The following is a 17,475-nucleotide window of genomic DNA, read 5'->3' as shown; positions in this document are numbered from 1 at the left end:
CTTGAGTACCTTTCGCAGGCTTTCAAGGTCTTGAGGGCAGACGAAAAAACGGCGCGCTTATGCCGCTGGCGGCAAGTATCGGTCGTTCCCCCCCGCGCGGCGGGCGCCAGAAAACCACCCTGGAATAGACCTTGCAAGCCAACCCGGCATACGGCAACCAACGTCAAGTTTGCCCCGTGACTGCCGACATTCAGAATTAGCCACAGTATTCAGGAGGGCTGACGTGAACCTGTACATCAACCAGCTACAGAAAAAAGCTGACTTCAAGGAAGACATCTATTCAGGCGCCATTTTTCTTGACACCCAACTGACGACCGCCAAGGAACTCTGCGGCTTTGCCAAGGAAAGCATCACCCTGGCCTTCGACGGCGAGACCGATCACCAGTCCCTCCACAAGATGATGCCGGTCGAGGAATTCGTCAGCCGGGTGACCCGCCTCAAGGGCCAGTTCACCAACAGCCAGCGCGTCAAGGACCTGATCCTGGGGTTTATCCATGAAGTCGGCATCGACCCGCGTGAGTACATCTTCGATGTGCCGCGCCTGCGCGTCGTGCCCAACTACAACTACCTGCACGCTGGCGTCAGCTATGCCTACAAGCCGCATCGCGACACCTGGTACGGCAGCGTCGATTGCCAGATCAACACCTGGATGCCGGTCTACACCATTGCCCCGAACCAGACCATGATGATCAACGCCGGCTACTTCGAAAAACCGGTGCTCAACACCTCGAAGGACTGGAGCCTGAACGACTGGATCAACAACCAGCGGCACAAGGCCAAGGACAACCTGACCGAGGAAGTGCGCGTGCACCCGGTGCCCCTGGCCGACATCGATACTTCGTCGGAAGTGCGCATTGCTGGCAACACCGGCGAGATGCTGATTTTCTCCGGTTCACACCTGCATGGCACCGTACCCAACTACACCGAACAGACCCGCTTCAGCGTGGACTTCCGCCTGATGCACCTGGACGACCTGCAACACAAGCGCGGCGCCCCCAACGTCGACAGCGCCTGCCCGGATGTCGGGGCCGGCTTCAAAGACTACTTCCACGCCCACGACTTCTCGAATTTCCAAGGAATCTATCAATGACCAAGCGCCGCATTACGCCTGCCGAGGCTCAATACAACGAAACCCGTGCCGGCGTGCTCAAGCGGGTCGATGCCGAATACGTGGCCGACGCGCCGTTCGTGTTCGCCAACCGCATCAACGTGACCGCCGCCCTGTCGCGCATGGAGCTGTTCAAGAAGGTCATGGATGTGCCGGGCGCGATCATCGAGTGCGGCGTGTACAAGGGCAACTCGCTGATGCTCTACATGCACCTGTCGATGATCCTCGAGCCGTACGCGATCAACCGTTCGATCGTCGGCTTCGACACCTTCGAAGGCTTCACCAGCATCAACAAGGATGAAGACCCGGCCGACATCAACGAGAACATGTTCTCCGACACCGACCAGTCGCTGATCCAGGACATGATCGATGCCAACGACCTGCTGCGTCCGGTCAACCGCATCCCGCGCTGCGAGCTGGTCAAGGGTGATATCTGCAAGACCGTGCCGGAATTCGTCAAGTCCCGTCCGGACCTGGTGGTGGCCATGCTGATCCTCGACACCGACCTCTACGAGCCGACCAAGGTGGCCCTGGAAACCTTCCTGCCGTACATGCCCAAAGGCGCCATCGTGGTACTCGACGAGGTTGCCTATCGCAACTTCCCGGGTGAGACCAAGGCCCTGCGCGAAGTGTTCGACATGAACAAGATCGAACTCAAGCGCCTGCCGTTCGACTCGTGCGTGGGTTACTTCCACATCTGATGCCTGACGGGCGTTGTTTTCGACGACGCCCTGTACCTGCCGGAGCCGGCTTGCTGGCTCCGGCAGGGTTCATGACCTGTTCAAGATATTCCGCCTACACACCCTTGCCCACGTCATACGCCTTCAGTTTGTTGGCAATGGTGGTATGGGAAACCCCCAGCCGCTTGCCCAGCAAGCGACTGCTCGGATGCTCCGAGTACAAGCGCTCCAACACCGCCCGCTCGAACCGCCCGACAATCTCGTCCAACCCGCCTTCCAGGGAAAAATCCCCCAGGGGCTGGCGCACGCCATAGTCCGGCAACCGGATATGCTCGGCCTTGACCACCCCGCCCTCGCACAGGGAAACCGCCTGGAACAGCACGTTCTCCAACTGCCGGACATTGCCCGGCCAGTGATAGTGCGCAAGACGATCCATCGCCGCCGGCGCCAGCTTCGGCAATGGACAACCGATCTGCCGGCTGGCCTGGTCGAGAAAATGCTCCACCAACGGGGTCAGCCCGTCCAGGCACTCACGCAGGGGCGGGATATGCAGGGACAATACGTTGAGCCGGTGATAGAGGTCCTGGCGAAATTCGCCCCGCGAACACAGTTCCGAGAGGTCGACCTGGGTCGCGCAGATCACCCGCACATCCAGGTACACCTCCTCGTCACTGCCGACCCGACGGAAGCCGCCGTCCTGGAGAAAGCGCAGTAACTTGACCTGCAGGCGCGGACTCATCTCCCCCACCCCGTCGAGGAACAAGGTGCCACCGGCGGTCAGTTCCAGCAGCCCGAGCTTGCCCTCGGCGCGTGCGCCCTCGAACGCACCGGGGCCGTAGCCGAACAGCTCGGTTTCGGCCATGGACTCCGGCAAACCGGCACAATTGAGGGCCATCAACGGCGCCTGTCCGCGCGGACTGGCCAGGTGGCAGGCCCGCGCCAGCAATTCCTTGCCGGTCCCGGTCTCGCCCTCGATCAGCAACGGCGCGTCCAGCGGTGCCATCCGCCGGGCCTCGCGGACCACCGCGGCCATGACTTTCGAACTCTGGAAAATGCTGTCGAAGCCGCGCAGTTCCTGCTTGCGCACGTTGTAGATGCGCTCGCCGACCTGATCGGCGCGATGCAAGGTCAGCACCGCGCCGGCCATCGCCTCGCTGTCATCGTGCTCCGACTGCAACGGCGCGATATCCGCCAGGAAAACGTCACCCTTGATCTTGACCCGCAGGCCATTGATCCGCGACTGGTTCGCGCGCACCAACTCCGGCAGGTCGAAATCCGGCGCGTAACGCGCCAGCGGGATACCCGGCACCTCGTCGACCCTGACCCCGAGCAACTGCGCCGCCGCCCGGTTGGCCGCGACAATCGAGCCGCCCATGTCGATGGACAGCACCGGAAACTCCAGGGCCCCGAGCAAGGCGTTGAGCTCCATATGCCGACGCTCGCTGGGCATCAGGCCGACGCGCTTGACGCCAAACACCCCGGCAATGGTTTCGAACTTCGGCCGCAGGGCCTGGAACTGCAAGTTGATCAGATTCGGGCAGTGCAGGTAGATGGCATTGCCCTGATCACCGCCGACCTCGCCGCGGGCCACGTTGATGCCGTAGTCCACCAGCAGGTTGAGAATGTCGCGAAGAATGCCGATGCGGTTCTGGCAGTGCACTTTGATACGCATGGAAAGGCTCGAAAAAGGGCGATGGCCGAGGCACCCCGACCCCGGCGGAGCGGGCACTTTTTTCAGTGCGCCGCAGTTAGTCGTAAAGATTATGTGACAAAAACCCACTGGATCGCCACGTCAAAACGCCTTACACACTAGCAAAGCGCCATTTCGTAACGTTTTCTTTACGAAATACCAGCACTCATCCCACCCTTTAGCGCTCTCTCCCCGATGCGCACGCCCCCTCAACGGGTTAACACTAAGCCCATCGCTGCACATAACAAGAACGAATCCCCCAGCAGGAGAGCTGTATGAAGCAGACGCACTACGTGGCTCGCGAGCCCGATGCGCAAGGTTTTATCGACTACCCGGCCGCCGAGCATGCCGTGTGGAATACCCTGATCACTCGTCAACTGAAAGTGATCGAAGGCCGCGCGTGCCAGGAATACCTGGACGGCATCGAAAAACTGGCCCTGCCCCACGACCGGATTCCGCAGCTCAGCGAAATCAACCAGGTCCTCGGCGCCACCACCGGCTGGCAAGTCGCCCGGGTGCCGGCGCTGATTCCGTTCCAGACCTTTTTCGAACTGCTCGCCAACAAGCAGTTTCCGGTGGCGACCTTTATTCGCACCGAAGAAGAACTCGACTACCTGCAAGAGCCGGATATTTTCCACGAGATCTTTGGCCACTGCCCGCTGCTGACCAACCCCTGGTTCGCCGAATTCACCCACACCTACGGCAAGCTCGGCCTGCAAGCCAGCAAGGAGCAGCGGGTGTACCTGGCGCGCCTGTACTGGATGACCATCGAATTCGGCCTGGTGGACACCCCGCAAGGTCGGCGAATCTATGGCGGCGGTATTCTCTCCTCGCCGAAGGAAAGCGTGTACAGCCTGTCCAACCAGCCCGAGCATCAGCTGTTCGACCCGCTGGAAGCCATGCGCACGCCGTATCGCATCGACATCCTGCAGCCGCTGTACTTCGTCCTGCCGAACCTCAAGCGCTTGTTCGACCTGGCCCACGAAGACATCATGGGCATGGTCGAGCGCGGCATGCAGTTGGGTCTGCACGCCCCGAAATTCCCGCCCAAGGCCGCCTGATCCGCGACATTGAGCGCTACGTGCGTCTTTCTCGAACCGACGTTTTCGAATAGCGTATTCGAACGGCGTCCTTGAATAAAAAACGATTTCAGGAATCCACCATGAACACCTTGAACCAAGCCCACTGCGAAGCCTGCCGCGCCGATGCCCCCCAGGTCAGCGACGAAGAACTGCCGCTGCTGATCAAACAGATTCCGGACTGGAACATCGAAGTGCGGGACGGCATCATGCAACTGGAGAAGGTCTTCCTGTTCAAGAACTTCAAGTTCGCCCTGGCCTTCACCAATGCCGTCGGCGAGATTTCCGAAGCCGAAGGCCACCACCCGGGCCTGCTGACCGAATGGGGCAAAGTCACCGTCACCTGGTGGAGCCATTCGATCAAGGGCCTGCACCGTAACGATTTCATCATGGCGGCACGCACCGACGAGGTCAGCCACGCCGCCGAGGGCCGTAAATAATGCATTTCGACGCCATCGCGCGTGTACCCGGCGACCCGATTCTCGGGTTGCTGGAGGCTTATGCCCAGGACACCAACCCTCGCAAGTTCGACCTGGGCGTCGGCGTCTACAAGGATGCCCAGGGCCTGACCCCGATCCTGCGGTCGGTCAAGCTGGCTGAACAGCGGCTGGTGGACGAGCAACGGACCAAGTCCTATATCGGTGGCCACGGTGACCTGCGTTTCGGCAGCCTGCTCAACGAGCTGGTGATGGGCGCGGACTCGCCGCTGATCGCCGCCCAGCGTGTCGGCGCGACCCAGACCCCGGGCGGCACCGGCGCCTTGCGCCTGAGCGCCGACTTTATCGCCCACTGCCTGCCGGGCCGTGGCATCTGGCTCAGCGATCCGACCTGGCCGATCCACGAGACCATCTTCGCCGCCGCCGGCTTGAAGATCGGTCACTACCCTTATGTCGACAGCGACAACCGCCTGGATGTCGAGGGCATGCTCGCCGCCCTGGAACAGGTACCGCAGGGTGACGTGGTGCTGCTGCACGCCTGCTGCCACAACCCGACCGGTTTCGACCTGTCCCACGATGACTGGTACAAGGTGCTGGACATCGTCCGTCGCCGTGAACTGCTGCCACTGATCGACTTCGCCTACCAGGGCTTTGGCGATGGCGTGGAACAGGATGCCTGGGCGGCGCGGTTGTTCGCCCGGGAGTTGCCGGAGGTGCTGATCACCAGTTCCTGCTCGAAGAACTTCGGCCTGTACCGCGAGCGTACCGGTGCGCTGATCGTCTGCACCGGCGATGCTGAAAAACTGCTGGATGTACGCAGCCAACTGGCGGCAGTGGCCCGAAACCTGTGGTCGAACCCACCGGATCACGGCGCGGCGGTGGTCACCACCATTCTTGGCGACCCCGAGCTGAAAAGCCTGTGGGCCGATGAAGTGGAAGCCATGCGTTTGCGTATTGCGCAACTGCGCAGCGGCCTGGTGGAAGCCCTGCAGCCCCACGGCCTGGCCGAGCGGTTTGCGCATATTGGCGTGCAGCGCGGCATGTTCTCCTACACCGGTCTGTCACCGGCCCAGGTCAAACGCCTGCGCGACGAGCACAGCGTGTATATGGTCAGCTCCGGCCGGGCCAACGTGGCGGGTATCGACGCGACGCGCCTGGATGCACTGGCGCAAGCGATTGCCGCGGTCTGCAAGGACTGACACAACGACCCGTGCTGGCTAGACACGGTCCTGCAGGAGCCGGCTTGCTGGCGATGAACGATAATGCGGTCTGTCTGAGACACCGCAGCGTCTGCATCGCCAGCAAGCCGGCTCCTACAGGTTTTGTTGTGTGCCCGCGATCAGATCAGACACTTACCCCCCCTTCTCGATCAACTGCCCGAACGCCTCGAGCTCGCCCTTCTCCAGGTCCGAGACCAGGATGAAGCGCAGATGATCGCGTCGCCACGCCACCACGTTGTAGCCCCGTAACGACTGGCTCTCCCGAGCCCGATCAGCCTCGGCCGTCGGCAGGATAAACAGGTTGATGGTGTGCTTGGCATGCCGATATGCCAGCGCGGCAGTGGTCTGGTGTTGCAGATAATCCAATCGCCCGCCCAGCAGCGGGTAACCCTGCGCCGCATAGTCGAAAACCGGCGGCGCGAAATCGAGCTTGCCGGTGAACCAGGGTTTCACCGTATGCCGGTCGGATGACACCACATCGTTCAAATGCTCGGCCATCAACGAACGCACATGACTGGACACCGCCTCATCCAGCCAGGGTTGCTCGGCGGATGGCGTCACCACGTAGAGCATGACCGCCAGGCTCAACGCCAGGGTTGAAAACACTGGCGCCCACCAGCGCCCAGATAGCGTCCGCAGTCCCTGCATGAAATCCGCCATGGCCGAGGAGCGCGCCGGGGCAGCCCCCAACAGGCTCAGGTTCAAAGCCTCGGGAGCGCGGTAATAGGGCGCGCGACTTTTGACGTCGTCGATCAATTGACGGGCCTGCTCATGCTGGCGTGCGCACCCGACACAGTCCGCCAGGTGCCCGGCCACCCGCGCCGTGGTCGCCTCGTCCAGTTCATGGTCGAGGTAGCCATGGATCAACTCATCACAGGTCTTGCAATCAAGGTCATTCATAAGGGTGCAACTTCAGCAGTTCGCGCTTGAGCATCGCGCGGGCCCGGGCCAGCCGTGACATGACGGTGCCCAAGGGGATATCGACGATTTTCGCTATGTCCTTGTAGGGCATGTCTTCCAACTCCTTCAGGACAATCACTTCGCGAAACGCCGGGGCCAACGCCAGCAATGCCAGGCGGACCTGCTCGGCGGCCTGGGCGCGGATGATCTGTGATTCCGGCGTGCATACATCGGCCATTGCCGGGTCGTCCTGCAACCAGTCCTCGTCGATGGCCACCCAGCGCGCGCCCATCGAGGCCTTGAGCCAGTTGTAGCTTTCGTTGCGGACAATGGTCAGGAACCAGGCCTTGGCATTGCCGTCGACAAAACGGTGCTGGAACTTGAAGGCCCTGAAGGCACTTTCCTGGACCACATCCTGCGCGGCGCTCTCACTGTCGGTGAGCCAGCGCGCGAGGTTATAGGCCGCATCCAGATGCGGCGCAAACAGCGCCTCGAATCGCTTCATAGTGGCTCCGATACCTTTGTTCCTATAACGGTGAAAGGTCCTGTTTTATTCCCGGAAGAATTTTTTTATTTTCAGGAATAAAGCCCCACGCCGCCCGGTTTTACAGATGTGAGCTCAATCACTGTAGACCGCCAGCGAGGGCGTTCCCATGAACCTGCACCCAACACCCCACGACAAACGTACCGACGGCCCGCTCGACCCCGATCGCCGGACCCTGCTCAAATGCTCGGCCTGGGCCGGCGCCGGGGTTCTCTGGGCCCTGAGCGGCGGCATTCCGCGGGCCTTTGCCCTGGACCAGAATGGCCAGACCAGCGACCCGGCCGCGCTGGCCGCGAACTTTCACTTCGTGCAAATCAGCGATTCGCATATCGGTTTCAACAAGGAAGCCAATCCCGAACCGGTGAAGACCCTGCAAGTGGCCATCGACAAGGTCATCGCCCTGCCCAAGCGGCCGGCGCTGATTCTCCATACCGGGGATATCACCCATCTCAGCAAGCCCGAGGAGTTCGACACCGCCGCGCAGTTGCTCAAGGCCCTGCCCGCCACCGTGCACTACGTGCCGGGTGAGCACGACACTCTCGACGAAGGCGGTGGCCAGCTCTACCTGCAGCGGTACGGCAAGGGCACCAAGGGCAACGGCTGGTACAGCTTCGACGACCACGGCGTGCACTTCATCGCGTTGGTCAATGTCTTCAACTTCCAGGCCGGCCATGAAGCCAACCTCGGCGCCGACCAGCTCGCCTGGCTGGCCGATGACCTGAGGGCGGTGGCGACCAGCACGCCGATCGTGGTGTTCACCCATATTCCGCTGTGGACCATCTACCAACCCTGGGGCTGGGGCACGGAGGACGGCGACCAGGCCATTGCCCTGCTGCGCAAATATGGCTCGGTGACCGTGCTCAACGGCCATATCCACCAGGTGATCCAGAAAGTCGAAGGCAACATTACCTTTCACACCGCACGCGGCACGGCCTACCCGCAACCGGCACCGGGGGCGGCGCCGTCACCGGGGCCGATGACGGTGGCCGCCGATCAGTTGCGCAATTACCTGGGGATTACCGATGTCCGCACGACACAGGGCGATCACCCGTTGGCACTGATTGATTCGACACTGATTTAGGAGAGCATTCGAATGAAAAGATTTTTGCAGGGACTGGTGCTGGCTTGCCTGGCGCTCTCGATCCCGGTGTGGGCACAGGAAGTGAAAATCGATATCAAGGAATTCATGTTCGGGCCCAAGGACCTGACCGTCGCGCTCGGTACCAAAGTGACCTGGGTCAACGACGATCAGATCCCCCATACGGTGGCCGAAACCCACAAGCTGTTCCGCTCGGGCGCGCTGGACACCAACGACAGTTTTTCCTATGAGTTCACGACCGCGGGCACCTTTGAGTATTTCTGTGCCCTGCATCCGCAGATGATCGGGAAAATCATTGTCAGCCCTTGAACGGCGGGAGCCGGCTTGCCGGCTCCCGCAGAACTGACGAATGGCTGTCGCAGCCGGGACGAAAAAAATCTTTCTGTCATTTTCCCTGCTGTATCCTGCCCAGGCTTTTTAAAAGCGCGGATCTACCCAGCGATTTAAAAAACAGACCTTGCGAGGAGCGACGACGATGCATGAGATACCCAACTTCCCCTTCCCAAGCCTGCACGAGACTGAGCAGAAAAACCCGCCACAAGCCGCTGCCCAGCAGCCGGTAAACAACGAGGCCGCAGAAAGCCTCAAGGCCGACAGCGAAGACTGAACGCTTGCTCAACCGGTCGCGTGAAAAGCCCGTTCCCTGGTGTTTTTCACGCAACCGGATACAGGCGCCCGCCAAGCTTTTTTCGATTTAACTCCCCTGCAACCCGCTTCGCACCGTTATCATAAGCCTCCTATCTTTTTTTCTCCGCGGCAACGGTGGTTCTTGTCCATGTCTGATACCCAGCGCCCCCTGGCGGTCACGCTGCAAGTCGTTTCCATTGTCCTGTTTACCTTTATCGGTTACCTGAACATCGGCATTCCCCTCGCTGTGCTGCCCGGCTATGTCCACAGTGACCTGGGCTTTGGAACAGTGATCGCCGGGCTGGTGATCAGCGTCCAGTACCTGGCGACCCTGTTGAGTCGCCCCTACGCCAGCCGGGTTATCGATAACCAGGGCAGCAAGCGTGCGGTGATGATCGGCCTGGTCGGCTGCGGCCTGAGCGGGGTGTTCATGCTGCTGTCGAGCTTTCTCCAGGCAATGCCGCTGCTGAGCCTGATCAGCCTGTTTATCGGCCGCCTGGTGCTGGGCAGCGCGGAAAGCCTGGTGGGCTCCGGCTCCATCGGCTGGGGCATCGGCCGGGTCGGGGCGGCAAACACTGCCAAGGTGATTTCCTGGAACGGCATCGCCAGCTACGGCGCGCTGGCCATCGGCGCGCCGCTGGGGGTGTGGCTGGTCGGCCAGTTGGGCCTCTGGAGCATGGGTGTGAGCATCCTGCTGCTGGCCACCCTGGGACTGTTGCTGGCCTGGCCGAAGCAGGCGGCACCGATTGTCGCCGGCGAGCGCCTGCCCTTCCTCCATGTGCTCGGTCGTGTCCTGCCCCACGGCACCGGCCTGGCCCTGGGCTCCATCGGTTTCGGCACCATCGCGACCTTTATCACCCTGTATTACGCCACCCAGCACTGGGCCAACGCGGTGCTCTGCCTGAGCCTGTTCGGCGCCAGTTTTATCGGTGCGCGACTGCTGTTCGGCAACCTGATCAATCGCCTCGGCGGCTTTCGCGTGGCAATCGCCTGCCTGTCGGTGGAAACCCTCGGCCTGCTGCTGTTGTGGCTGGCACCGGATGCCCATTGGGCACTGGCGGGGGCGGCGTTGAGCGGGTTCGGTTTCTCCCTGGTGTTCCCGGCGCTGGGGGTGGAGGCGGTGAACCTGGTGCCGGCCTCCAGTCGTGGCGCGGCGGTGGGTGCCTACTCGCTGTTCATCGACCTGTCACTGGGCATCACCGGGCCGTTGGCCGGGGCGATTGCAGCGGGCCTGGGCTTTGCCTCGATCTTCCTGTTCGCCGCCCTGGCGTCGTTTTCCGGGTTGCTGCTGAGTCTTTATCTCTACCGGCAGGCGCCGAAACAACGGGCGTTGCGGGAAAAAGCCTGAAGGCCTAGAAGTCGATCCTGCCGCGGCCGGCCTTGATCGCACCACGCTGGGACTTGCCTTCCAGGCGACGTTTCTTCGAACCGAGGGTCGGCTTGGTCGGACGGCGTTTCTTCTCCACCTTGGTCGCGCTGAGGATCAGTTCGACCAGGCGCTCCAGGGCATCGCCGCGGTTCTGCTCCTGGGTCCGGTATTGCTGGGCCTTGATCACGATCACCCCTTCACTGGTGATGCGACTGTCGCGCAGGGCCAGCAGGCGCTCCTTGTAGAACGGCGGCAGGGACGAAGCCGAAATATCGAAACGCAGGTGCACCGCGCTGGAGACCTTGTTGACGTTCTGCCCACCCGCGCCCTGGGCACGAATGGCCGTCAACTCGATCTCGGCATCCGGCAGATGCACATTGTTGGAAATCACCAGCATTTGAAAAGCGTCCGACATCAGGGTGTTCAGGATACCTGATCCGCGCCGCAACGAGCCTGTTCGCCCCCCGCAGAAACGACAAACCCGGCAATCGCCGGGTTTGTCGTTTCTGCGAATTAGCAGCCTACTTCACCGCCAGCAATGCCTGCTGGGCACTGCGCCGATTCTTGATGCCATAGCAGACCCACATGAACGCCACCCACACCGGAATCGCGTACACCGAGACCTGGATCCCCGGAATCATCAACATCACGCCGAGGATGAACACCACGAACGCCAGGCACACATAGTTGCCATAGGGGTACCACAGGGCCTTGAACAGCGGCTTCTGTTGGGTCCGGTCCATGTGCTGGCGGAACTTGAAGTGCGAGTAGCTGATCATCGCCCAGTTGATCACCAGGGTCGCCACCACCAGGGACATCAGCAATTCCAGGGCCTGTTGCGGCATCAGGTAGTTCATCACCACCGCGATAAAGGTCACCAGCGCCGAGGCCAGGATCGAGCGTACCGGCACGCCGCGCTTGTCGATCTTGGCCAGCACCTTCGGCGCATCGCCCTGCTCGGCCATGCCCAGCAGCATGCGGCTGTTGCAGTAGGTGCCGCTGTTGTACACCGACAGCGCCGCCGTCAGCACCACGAAGTTGAGGATATGCGCCGCGGTGTTGCTACCGAGCATCGAGAACACCTGGACGAACGGGCTACCGCTGTAGGAGTCGCCCGAAGCGTTCAGCGTGGTCAACAGGCTGTCCCAGGGGGTCAGCGACAGCAGGATCACCAGGGCGCCGATGTAGAAAATCAGGATCCGGTAGATCACCTGGTTGATGGCCTTGGGAATCACGGTTTTCGGCTGGTCGGCTTCAGCGGCGGTAAAACCGAGCATTTCCAGGCCGCCGAAGGAAAACATGATGATCGCCATGGCCATCACCAGGCCGCTGACGCCATTGGGGAAGAACCCGCCGTGTTCCCACAGGTTGCTCACCGAAGCTTGGGGGCCGCCGTGGCCGCTGACCAGCAGGTAGCTGCCCAGGGCAATCATGCCGACGATCGCCACCACCTTGATGATCGCGAACCAGAATTCCGCTTCGCCGAAGACCTTGACGTTGGCCAGGTTGATCGCATTGATCAGCACGAAGAAAGCTGCGGCCGAGACCCAGGTCGGGACATCGGGCCACCAGTAGTGGATGTACTTGCCGACCGCGGTCAGCTCCGACATGCCCACCAGGATGTAGAGGATCCAGCAGTTCCAGCCCGACAGAAAGCCGGCGAAACCGCCCCAGTACTTGTGGGCAAAGTGGCTGAACGAGCCTGCGACCGGCTCCTCGACGATCATTTCGCCCAACTGGCGCATGATCATGAAGGCGATGAAACCGCAGAGGGCGTAGCCGAGGATCATCGACGGACCAGCGGACTTGAGCACCCCGGCCGAGCCGAGGAACAGGCCGGTACCGATGGCGCCACCGAGGGCGATCAATTGGATATGACGATTTTTCAGGCCGCGTTTAAGCTCGCCCGAAGCAAGGGGTGTATCAGGGGTCATGCGTCACCTGTTTGTTTTTATCTGTGACGAAATCGAACCCATCACGCTTATGACGCGATGGAGTGAACAAGGCGGGTAGCCTTGAGTGCACGGGCTTTCGGGGCATCGCAAGGCCACCGTCGAAAGCCACAAAAATGCGCGGGTACGCAGTTGAGTCACAGGTAAAACGCCGCGCATTGTACACCGCCGGACCACCACTGGCAGGCATCCGCGCATCTCACCGCCCCCAGCGCGGGAGGACAAGGGGCCTTTTCGCCACAAAGAAAAATCCTACAGACCCCCTCGGCAACTATTCCTTACGCCAATCCGAACCACGGGTTTTCAGGCGCCTTTACTGTCCAGATCGTCAGGTTTTCCTGACAAAGTGTCACGTTTTCTTGCCAATAAAGCCGTAGACAGTCCCCGTTCGAAAATTGACAGACAGGCTGTTTAGCGCGGGCCTTAGCCGGTGAATCGCTGTTTTTCCTGGGGAAGTTTTTTTGCTCTGCCAGCCTGCAAAAAAAATTTGAAAATAATTTTTTGCGCCTATCGAGATACTGCACTAGGTTTTCAGCCACTTGCCGAAGCCTACAACCGGCAAGTCGGAGAAATGGATTTAGTGCATAGGAATTTTCCTAGCAAAAAACCTTTTCGACCGTCCAGCCATACCATTCCCAAGGAGATTCACCATGCAAGTCTCGGATCAGGACGTGAGCGCTGAACTGCAACTGGACGATTGGTTTGAAGCCCCGACCCACGACGCGGCCGTGGAAATGATGCAAGCCGATGCTGTCGTGCCCTTTGGCACCGCGATGTGGCCTTTCTAAGGCCTCCAGGTGGGTGCGGTTTGCCGCATCCACCCTCTGTTGCCCCAGGAATGACGTCATGGACAAGACCCGCGCCCTCGAACATTTTCTCTACTACCTCGCCCGCCACCCGGCCCTGGAAGGGCTCGACCAGCCAAAGGTCCTGCTGGGCCATACCCCGGATTACAGCGAAATCACCTCGGCCATCATCGGGCAGGACGCCGAGCGCCGACAGTTCGACTTCAGCGCGCTGCGCCTGGACCTTGAGCCAGCCCCGAGCCTGATCGAGGCCATCGGCGACAGCGACCTGTATATCTTTTTCTACGATTCCTCGATGCTCTCCCCGCCTCGTCCCCAGGGCCCGGAATTTCTCCATGCATTGCATGGGGTCATGGCCGAGCAATGGCGCAAATCACTGCTGTTCAAGGATTACGGCGACTATTTCTACGACACCTTCAGTGTCAGCCCGCAACGCATTGCCGACCTCAACGAGAGCCTGATCCGCCGTATGTCCCGGGCCACCACCCTGAGCTTCAAGGACCGCCACGGCTCGCATCTGCAGGCGCCGCTGAGCAGCATCCGCAAGTGGACCAATATCAATGGCGTGGGCAACCACGACCTGGCTCCCGGCGAAATCGCCACCCACAGCGACGCCATCAACGGTTGCGTGAAGTTTGTCGGGACCTTTCTCGGCACCATCCCCTTTGCCCGCAAGTACGGGGTGCTCGAGTCGCCGCTGGAACTGTGGATCGAGGATTCGACCATCAGCCGCATTGCCACCGAAATACCGGGACTGGAGGCGGACTTCAACAAATACCTGAATGCCAATCCGTCCAACCGTCGGGTCGAGGAACTGGGGATCGGTACCAATGAGGGGGTCAAGGCCCTGTATGCGCGCAACTCGGGTTTCGAGGAACGCCATTGCGGCCTGCACCTGGGATTGGGCGGTGGCGCCAAGGGCAGCCATCACCTGGACCTGATCTTTGCCAGCGGCGTGCTGGCGCTGGATGACAAGCCGGTGTTTGACGGGCAGTTTGCGTTTTGACGATGACTCGGTCCAGCTAAGGTCCCGTTGCACACCGCAAAGGGATTTTGAGCAGTGCCGGCCAGAGCCTGGCCCAGTCGCTTTCATGGCTCATGCCCGGCACGATCTGGCTCTGTGCACATCGACTGGCGGCCGCGCTGACAAAACGTTGCGCAATCACCGGTGGCACGACGCTGTCGTCGGCACCGCTGAAATGCAGTTGCGGGATCAAGGCCACTTGGGGGGCAACATCGATCGCATTGAGCGACTCAGGCATCGCCGACACGTGATGCAGGCGATTGACTTCGGCGTGATCGAGGTTGCCGGCCACGGTACGTAGCGAGGCGACATCGCTACGTCTGGCCGCAATCAATACCGCCAGGGCGGCGCCTCCCGAATAACCGACCAGATGGATGCGCTGCCCTGGCACCTGGAGAGCAAAGTGGCTCACGGCCTGGTTCATCGCCACCACGACTTCCTCGGCAAAGCGCTTTTGCGTCCAATAGGCTTTATCGCAGCGTGGACTGAGCACCAGCGGCGTGAATTGACAGGGCCGCGCCAGGTACACGACGTTGGCCGCCGGATCCGCTGCCGCCAACGCCAGGCCCTCGGCCTGATGCGGCGTTGGATTTTCCGACGGAGTCGTACGCGAGCGCCAGGCCAGGCCATCGCCCTCGATGTAGAGGGTCAACGGCAGGTCAGGACGGGTTATCCGGTAAAAGCTGGTCAGTACAAAGCTGTCGGTATCAACCTGTTCTCGCTGCAAATGAGCGGTGTGTGCCAGGGTTTCGGCGTGCCGGTTCGGATCGGCACAGCCTGCAAGTATTCCCAGCAGCACACACAGACAAGTGAACAGCGCCCGGTTCGAACCTTTCATATCTCGGCAAGGCCCAGCGCCGCCAACAGCGGCCCGAGGTGTTCGGCATGCGCGCGCCAGCGACCTTTCGAGGTTTTGTACAGGGGCTGGCGCACCTGATTGACGCTGGCGGTACGCACCACGCGCCGGGTCTTGTGAAAGTCCAGGCAGGCCTCGTCCCACGGCAGGTCAATGAAACTGATCAAGCGCCTGGCCTGGCCTTCAAGGTCGTCCAGCACCGACTCGTAGTCCACTTCAATAAAGGACTCGGCGGGTAGCAACTGGCGCCAGTGACGCATCAAGGCGTCATAATCGCGATAGAACTGCCCCAGCTCGGTCTGGTCGTAGGTGAACAGCTGCTCACCGCTGAATTGCTTGCTGTAACAGGACAGGCAGGTATCCACCGGATCGCGGCGACAGTGAATGATACGGGCGCCGGGCAGGATCAACGGAATCAGGCCGGCATAGACAAAATTGCCCGGCATCTTGTCCACCAGGCGATCCCGTGCGTCGACCAGGGGCTTGATGCGCTCAAGGTAGTCATGACCGACTCTGGCCAGATCCTGCGCTGAGCAGTTGGCCAGGTTTTGCGGAAATCTTCCTTGGTTTTCCACCGCCAGACGCAGCGATGACAACTCCCCCGCACCCTGCACCCGTGGATGGGAGGCGAGGATCTGCTCGACCAGGGTGGTGCCGGAGCGTGGCATGCCGACGATGAAGACCGGCAGCGACGATGCCGCCCCCTGCCCTTGGCGCGCAGATTGAAATTCATCGCTGAACAACCCGGCAATGCTCTGCATCCATTGCCGCGCAGTCTGAGAGTCATAGGCAAAGGTGGAGCGCTTGAGTCGGTTTCCGGTATCCAGGTGATGGAAGGCTCGCGCGGAATCACCCGTGTCCAGATACGCCTTGCCCAAGGCAAAGTGGGTCGACAGTTTGTCGGTCAACAACAGACCTCCCTCGCGCACCAACCCGGCCTCCATGGCGGCGATATCGGCATCACCGGGTTTAAAGGTCTTGCTGTCCGAACGCCCCGTCAGTGCGCGGATCGACCCCGGGAACGCGCTCAAGGCCTGTTCAAAGGCCACGGCGGCCTCTTCCTTGCGGCCACTTTCCAGGAGCAGCACGCCCCGTGCGATCATCGCCTCTTCGGTCACCGAGCCAGGCAACGCCGCCGCCTGATTGAAATGCTCCAGGGCCTGATCATGCAGGCCGCTGGCCTGAAGCGCATTGCCCATGGCGTTGTGCACACTGGCGTCATTGGGTGCCAATGCCAACGCTTGCCGCGCGCAGTGCAGGGCCTCGTCGAAGAGTCCGCCCTTTCTCAAGACCATGGCGCGTGCCGTGAAGCCACCGACATGGCTCGGGGCAACCCGGTGCAGGGCATCCAACCAACGCAACGCTTCGCCATGGTTCAAGCGTTGGGTTTCGGCTTCGGCGATATTCAGGTACCCATCGACCAGCCGGGGATTGAGTTCGACAGCCCGGCGTCCAGCCGCCACCGCCTCATCGAAATGCCCTTGTGAACTCAGTAGAAAAGACAGGTTGCTGCAGGCCTCGGCGTAATTCGGATCGAGGCTCAACGCCTGTTTGTAATGCCACTCGGCGCGCTCTTGTCGATCCAGGCGGCGATAGGTATTGGCCAGATTGTTGTGGGCTTGTGCCGCTTGCGGCCGTAGCGTTACGACGCGCTGCAAACACTCGAGGCTGTCGTCCAGTTTGCCGCTTTCCTGCAGGATGATCCCCAGGTTGCTCCAGGCATCCACCAGCGTGGGGTCCAGCGCAACAGCCTGTCGAGCCGCCTGTTCGGCCTCGACCAGCAGGCCCTGCTGGCGGCACATCTCGGCCAGGTTGCTGAAGTAGATCGCCGGTGCGCTCAGCGTCTGGCAAGCCTGGCGCAGGTAGCTCACGGCCAACTCCAGCCGACCGAACGCGTGGGCAATCAGCCCGAGTAAATGCAGGGCATCGGGTTGTTGCGGCCATTGCGCCAGGATCCGCTGACAGAGTTGCTCGGCCTGTTGTGCCTGACCCGCGTTCCAATGTTGATGGGCCAGCGTCATGGCTTCGGCAAACGTCAGTTGTGGGGTGCCGGAAGTGGTCGGTGTGCCAATCATGGAGGGGCC

The 17,475-nt window shown here is 61.2% G+C and carries 18 protein-coding genes; 11 read left to right on the top strand and 7 right to left on the bottom strand.

The features are described 5' to 3' along the window. Positions 1-223 precede the first annotated feature (223 nt). Together CWE01_RS02750 and CWE01_RS02745 are read left to right on the top strand one after the other, a co-directional pair. Positions 224-1,090, top strand: a complete 867-nt coding sequence (locus tag CWE01_RS02750) for a hypothetical protein (protein WP_100938983.1) — start codon at positions 224-226, stop codon at positions 1,088-1,090. Next, complete coding sequence (locus CWE01_RS02745) at positions 1,087-1,809, top strand: TylF/MycF/NovP-related O-methyltransferase (RefSeq protein ID WP_100938982.1); 723 nt, start codon at positions 1,087-1,089, stop codon at positions 1,807-1,809. Before CWE01_RS02750 ends, CWE01_RS02745 begins: the two co-directional genes overlap by 4 nt. A 94-nt stretch (positions 1,810-1,903) precedes the next feature. Here CWE01_RS02745 and CWE01_RS02740 read toward each other — a convergent pair whose 3' ends face one another. After that, positions 1,904-3,460: a sigma-54-dependent transcriptional regulator gene (locus CWE01_RS02740; protein ID WP_100938981.1), complete on the bottom strand. Its 1,557-nt coding sequence runs from the start codon at positions 3,458-3,460 to the stop codon at positions 1,904-1,906. Between the two features lie 293 nt (positions 3,461-3,753). Here CWE01_RS02740 and phhA point away from each other — a divergent pair, with 293 nt between their 5' ends. The 3 genes from phhA to CWE01_RS02725 all read left to right on the top strand — a co-directional run bounded on the left by phhA (position 3,754) and on the right by CWE01_RS02725 (position 6,193). Beyond that, positions 3,754-4,539, top strand: a complete 786-nt coding sequence (gene phhA / locus CWE01_RS02735) for a phenylalanine 4-monooxygenase (protein ID WP_100938980.1) — start codon at positions 3,754-3,756, stop codon at positions 4,537-4,539. Between the two features lie 101 nt (positions 4,540-4,640). Next, positions 4,641-4,997: a 4a-hydroxytetrahydrobiopterin dehydratase gene (locus CWE01_RS02730; RefSeq protein ID WP_100938979.1), complete on the top strand. Its 357-nt coding sequence runs from the start codon at positions 4,641-4,643 to the stop codon at positions 4,995-4,997. Further along, positions 4,997-6,193 carry an amino acid aminotransferase gene (locus CWE01_RS02725; RefSeq protein WP_100938978.1) on the top strand — a complete coding sequence of 399 codons (1,197 nt, stop codon included), beginning with the start codon at positions 4,997-4,999 and terminating at the stop codon, positions 6,191-6,193. Before CWE01_RS02730 ends, CWE01_RS02725 begins: the two co-directional genes overlap by 1 nt. Positions 6,194-6,346: 153 nt before the next feature. Here the strand turns inward: CWE01_RS02725 and CWE01_RS02715 are convergent, their stop codons facing one another. Continuing rightward, on the bottom strand, positions 6,347-7,114 hold the full coding sequence (locus CWE01_RS02715; RefSeq protein ID WP_100938976.1) for an anti-sigma factor: 768 nt from the start codon (positions 7,112-7,114) through the stop codon (positions 6,347-6,349). Further along, complete coding sequence (locus CWE01_RS02710) at positions 7,107-7,619, bottom strand: sigma-70 family RNA polymerase sigma factor (RefSeq protein WP_100938975.1); 513 nt, start codon at positions 7,617-7,619, stop codon at positions 7,107-7,109. Before CWE01_RS02710 ends, CWE01_RS02715 begins: the two co-directional genes overlap by 8 nt. A 148-nt stretch (positions 7,620-7,767) precedes the next feature. Between CWE01_RS02710 and CWE01_RS02705 the strand changes: the two genes are divergently transcribed. The 4 genes from CWE01_RS02705 (at position 7,768) to CWE01_RS02695 (ending at position 10,732) form a co-directional block, all read left to right on the top strand. Continuing rightward, positions 7,768-8,739, top strand: a complete 972-nt coding sequence (locus CWE01_RS02705; protein ID WP_100938974.1) for a metallophosphoesterase — start codon at positions 7,768-7,770, stop codon at positions 8,737-8,739. 12 nt (positions 8,740-8,751) lie between these two features. Continuing rightward, a complete protein-coding gene (locus CWE01_RS02700; RefSeq protein WP_100938973.1) occupies positions 8,752-9,066 on the top strand; it encodes a cupredoxin family copper-binding protein in 315 nt (104 codons plus the stop codon). Positions 9,067-9,232: 166 nt separating this feature from the next. Further along, on the top strand, positions 9,233-9,364 hold the full coding sequence (locus tag CWE01_RS33750) for a hypothetical protein (RefSeq protein WP_255916937.1): 132 nt from the start codon (positions 9,233-9,235) through the stop codon (positions 9,362-9,364). Between the two features lie 168 nt (positions 9,365-9,532). Continuing rightward, on the top strand, positions 9,533-10,732 hold the full coding sequence (locus CWE01_RS02695; RefSeq protein ID WP_100938972.1) for an MFS transporter: 1,200 nt from the start codon (positions 9,533-9,535) through the stop codon (positions 10,730-10,732). 4 nt (positions 10,733-10,736) lie between these two features. On the opposite strand, the gene arfB is transcribed toward CWE01_RS02695, so the two are convergent. Next, a complete protein-coding gene (gene arfB / locus CWE01_RS02690; RefSeq protein ID WP_100939211.1) occupies positions 10,737-11,150 on the bottom strand; it encodes an alternative ribosome rescue aminoacyl-tRNA hydrolase ArfB in 414 nt (137 codons plus the stop codon). A 124-nt stretch (positions 11,151-11,274) separates the two neighbouring features. Next, positions 11,275-12,687 carry an amino acid permease gene (locus tag CWE01_RS02685; protein ID WP_100938971.1) on the bottom strand — a complete coding sequence of 471 codons (1,413 nt, stop codon included), beginning with the start codon at positions 12,685-12,687 and terminating at the stop codon, positions 11,275-11,277. Positions 12,688-13,355: 668 nt separating this feature from the next. Here CWE01_RS02685 and CWE01_RS33505 point away from each other — a divergent pair. Both CWE01_RS33505 and CWE01_RS02675 read left to right on the top strand, forming a co-directional pair. Then, a complete protein-coding gene (locus tag CWE01_RS33505; protein WP_177143549.1) occupies positions 13,356-13,493 on the top strand; it encodes a hypothetical protein in 138 nt (45 codons plus the stop codon). Positions 13,494-13,551: 58 nt separating this feature from the next. After that, complete coding sequence (locus CWE01_RS02675) at positions 13,552-14,517, top strand: leucyl aminopeptidase (protein WP_100938969.1); 966 nt, start codon at positions 13,552-13,554, stop codon at positions 14,515-14,517. A gap of 16 nt (positions 14,518-14,533) precedes the next feature. On the opposite strand, the gene CWE01_RS02670 is transcribed toward CWE01_RS02675, so the two are convergent. Both CWE01_RS02670 and CWE01_RS02665 read right to left on the bottom strand, forming a co-directional pair. Beyond that, complete coding sequence (locus tag CWE01_RS02670; RefSeq protein ID WP_100938968.1) at positions 14,534-15,373, bottom strand: S9 family peptidase; 840 nt, start codon at positions 15,371-15,373, stop codon at positions 14,534-14,536. Next, positions 15,370-17,466, bottom strand: coding sequence for a tetratricopeptide repeat-containing sulfotransferase family protein (locus tag CWE01_RS02665; RefSeq protein WP_100938967.1), 2,097 nt, complete (start codon positions 17,464-17,466; stop codon positions 15,370-15,372). The genes CWE01_RS02670 and CWE01_RS02665 overlap by 4 nt, the downstream gene beginning before the upstream one ends. Positions 17,467-17,475: the final 9 nt, after the last annotated feature.

Origin of the sequence: Pseudomonas sp. QS1027 (assembly GCF_002814235.1) — a bacterium.
GTDB lineage: Bacteria > Pseudomonadota > Gammaproteobacteria > Pseudomonadales > Pseudomonadaceae > Aquipseudomonas.
Note: the sequence above shows the minus strand (reverse complement) of the source record. Positions and strands in the feature narration are given on the sequence as shown.

Bases quoted from the DNA above. Each gene is read 5' to 3' on its own strand.
- CWE01_RS02745 (WP_100938982.1), top strand. From the start codon at position 1,087: ATGACCAAGCGCCGCATTACGCCTGCCGAGGCTCAATACAACGAAACC.
- CWE01_RS02740 (WP_100938981.1), bottom strand. From the start codon at position 3,460: ATGCGTATCAAAGTGCACTGCCAGAACCGCATCGGCATTCTTCGCGAC.
- phhA (WP_100938980.1), top strand. From the start codon at position 3,754: ATGAAGCAGACGCACTACGTGGCTCGCGAGCCCGATGCGCAAGGTTTT.
- CWE01_RS02730 (WP_100938979.1), top strand. From the start codon at position 4,641: ATGAACACCTTGAACCAAGCCCACTGCGAAGCCTGCCGCGCCGATGCC.
- CWE01_RS02725 (WP_100938978.1), top strand. From the start codon at position 4,997: ATGCATTTCGACGCCATCGCGCGTGTACCCGGCGACCCGATTCTCGGG.
- CWE01_RS02715 (WP_100938976.1), bottom strand. From the start codon at position 7,114: ATGAATGACCTTGATTGCAAGACCTGTGATGAGTTGATCCATGGCTAC.
- CWE01_RS02710 (WP_100938975.1), bottom strand. From the start codon at position 7,619: ATGAAGCGATTCGAGGCGCTGTTTGCGCCGCATCTGGATGCGGCCTAT.
- CWE01_RS02705 (WP_100938974.1), top strand. From the start codon at position 7,768: ATGAACCTGCACCCAACACCCCACGACAAACGTACCGACGGCCCGCTC.
- CWE01_RS02700 (WP_100938973.1), top strand. From the start codon at position 8,752: ATGAAAAGATTTTTGCAGGGACTGGTGCTGGCTTGCCTGGCGCTCTCG.
- CWE01_RS33750 (WP_255916937.1), top strand. From the start codon at position 9,233: ATGCATGAGATACCCAACTTCCCCTTCCCAAGCCTGCACGAGACTGAG.
- CWE01_RS02695 (WP_100938972.1), top strand. From the start codon at position 9,533: ATGTCTGATACCCAGCGCCCCCTGGCGGTCACGCTGCAAGTCGTTTCC.
- arfB (WP_100939211.1), bottom strand. From the start codon at position 11,150: ATGCTGGTGATTTCCAACAATGTGCATCTGCCGGATGCCGAGATCGAG.
- CWE01_RS02685 (WP_100938971.1), bottom strand. From the start codon at position 12,687: ATGACCCCTGATACACCCCTTGCTTCGGGCGAGCTTAAACGCGGCCTG.
- CWE01_RS33505 (WP_177143549.1), top strand. From the start codon at position 13,356: ATGCAAGTCTCGGATCAGGACGTGAGCGCTGAACTGCAACTGGACGAT.
- CWE01_RS02675 (WP_100938969.1), top strand. From the start codon at position 13,552: ATGGACAAGACCCGCGCCCTCGAACATTTTCTCTACTACCTCGCCCGC.
- CWE01_RS02670 (WP_100938968.1), bottom strand. From the start codon at position 15,373: ATGAAAGGTTCGAACCGGGCGCTGTTCACTTGTCTGTGTGTGCTGCTG.
- CWE01_RS02665 (WP_100938967.1), bottom strand. From the start codon at position 17,466: ATGATTGGCACACCGACCACTTCCGGCACCCCACAACTGACGTTTGCC.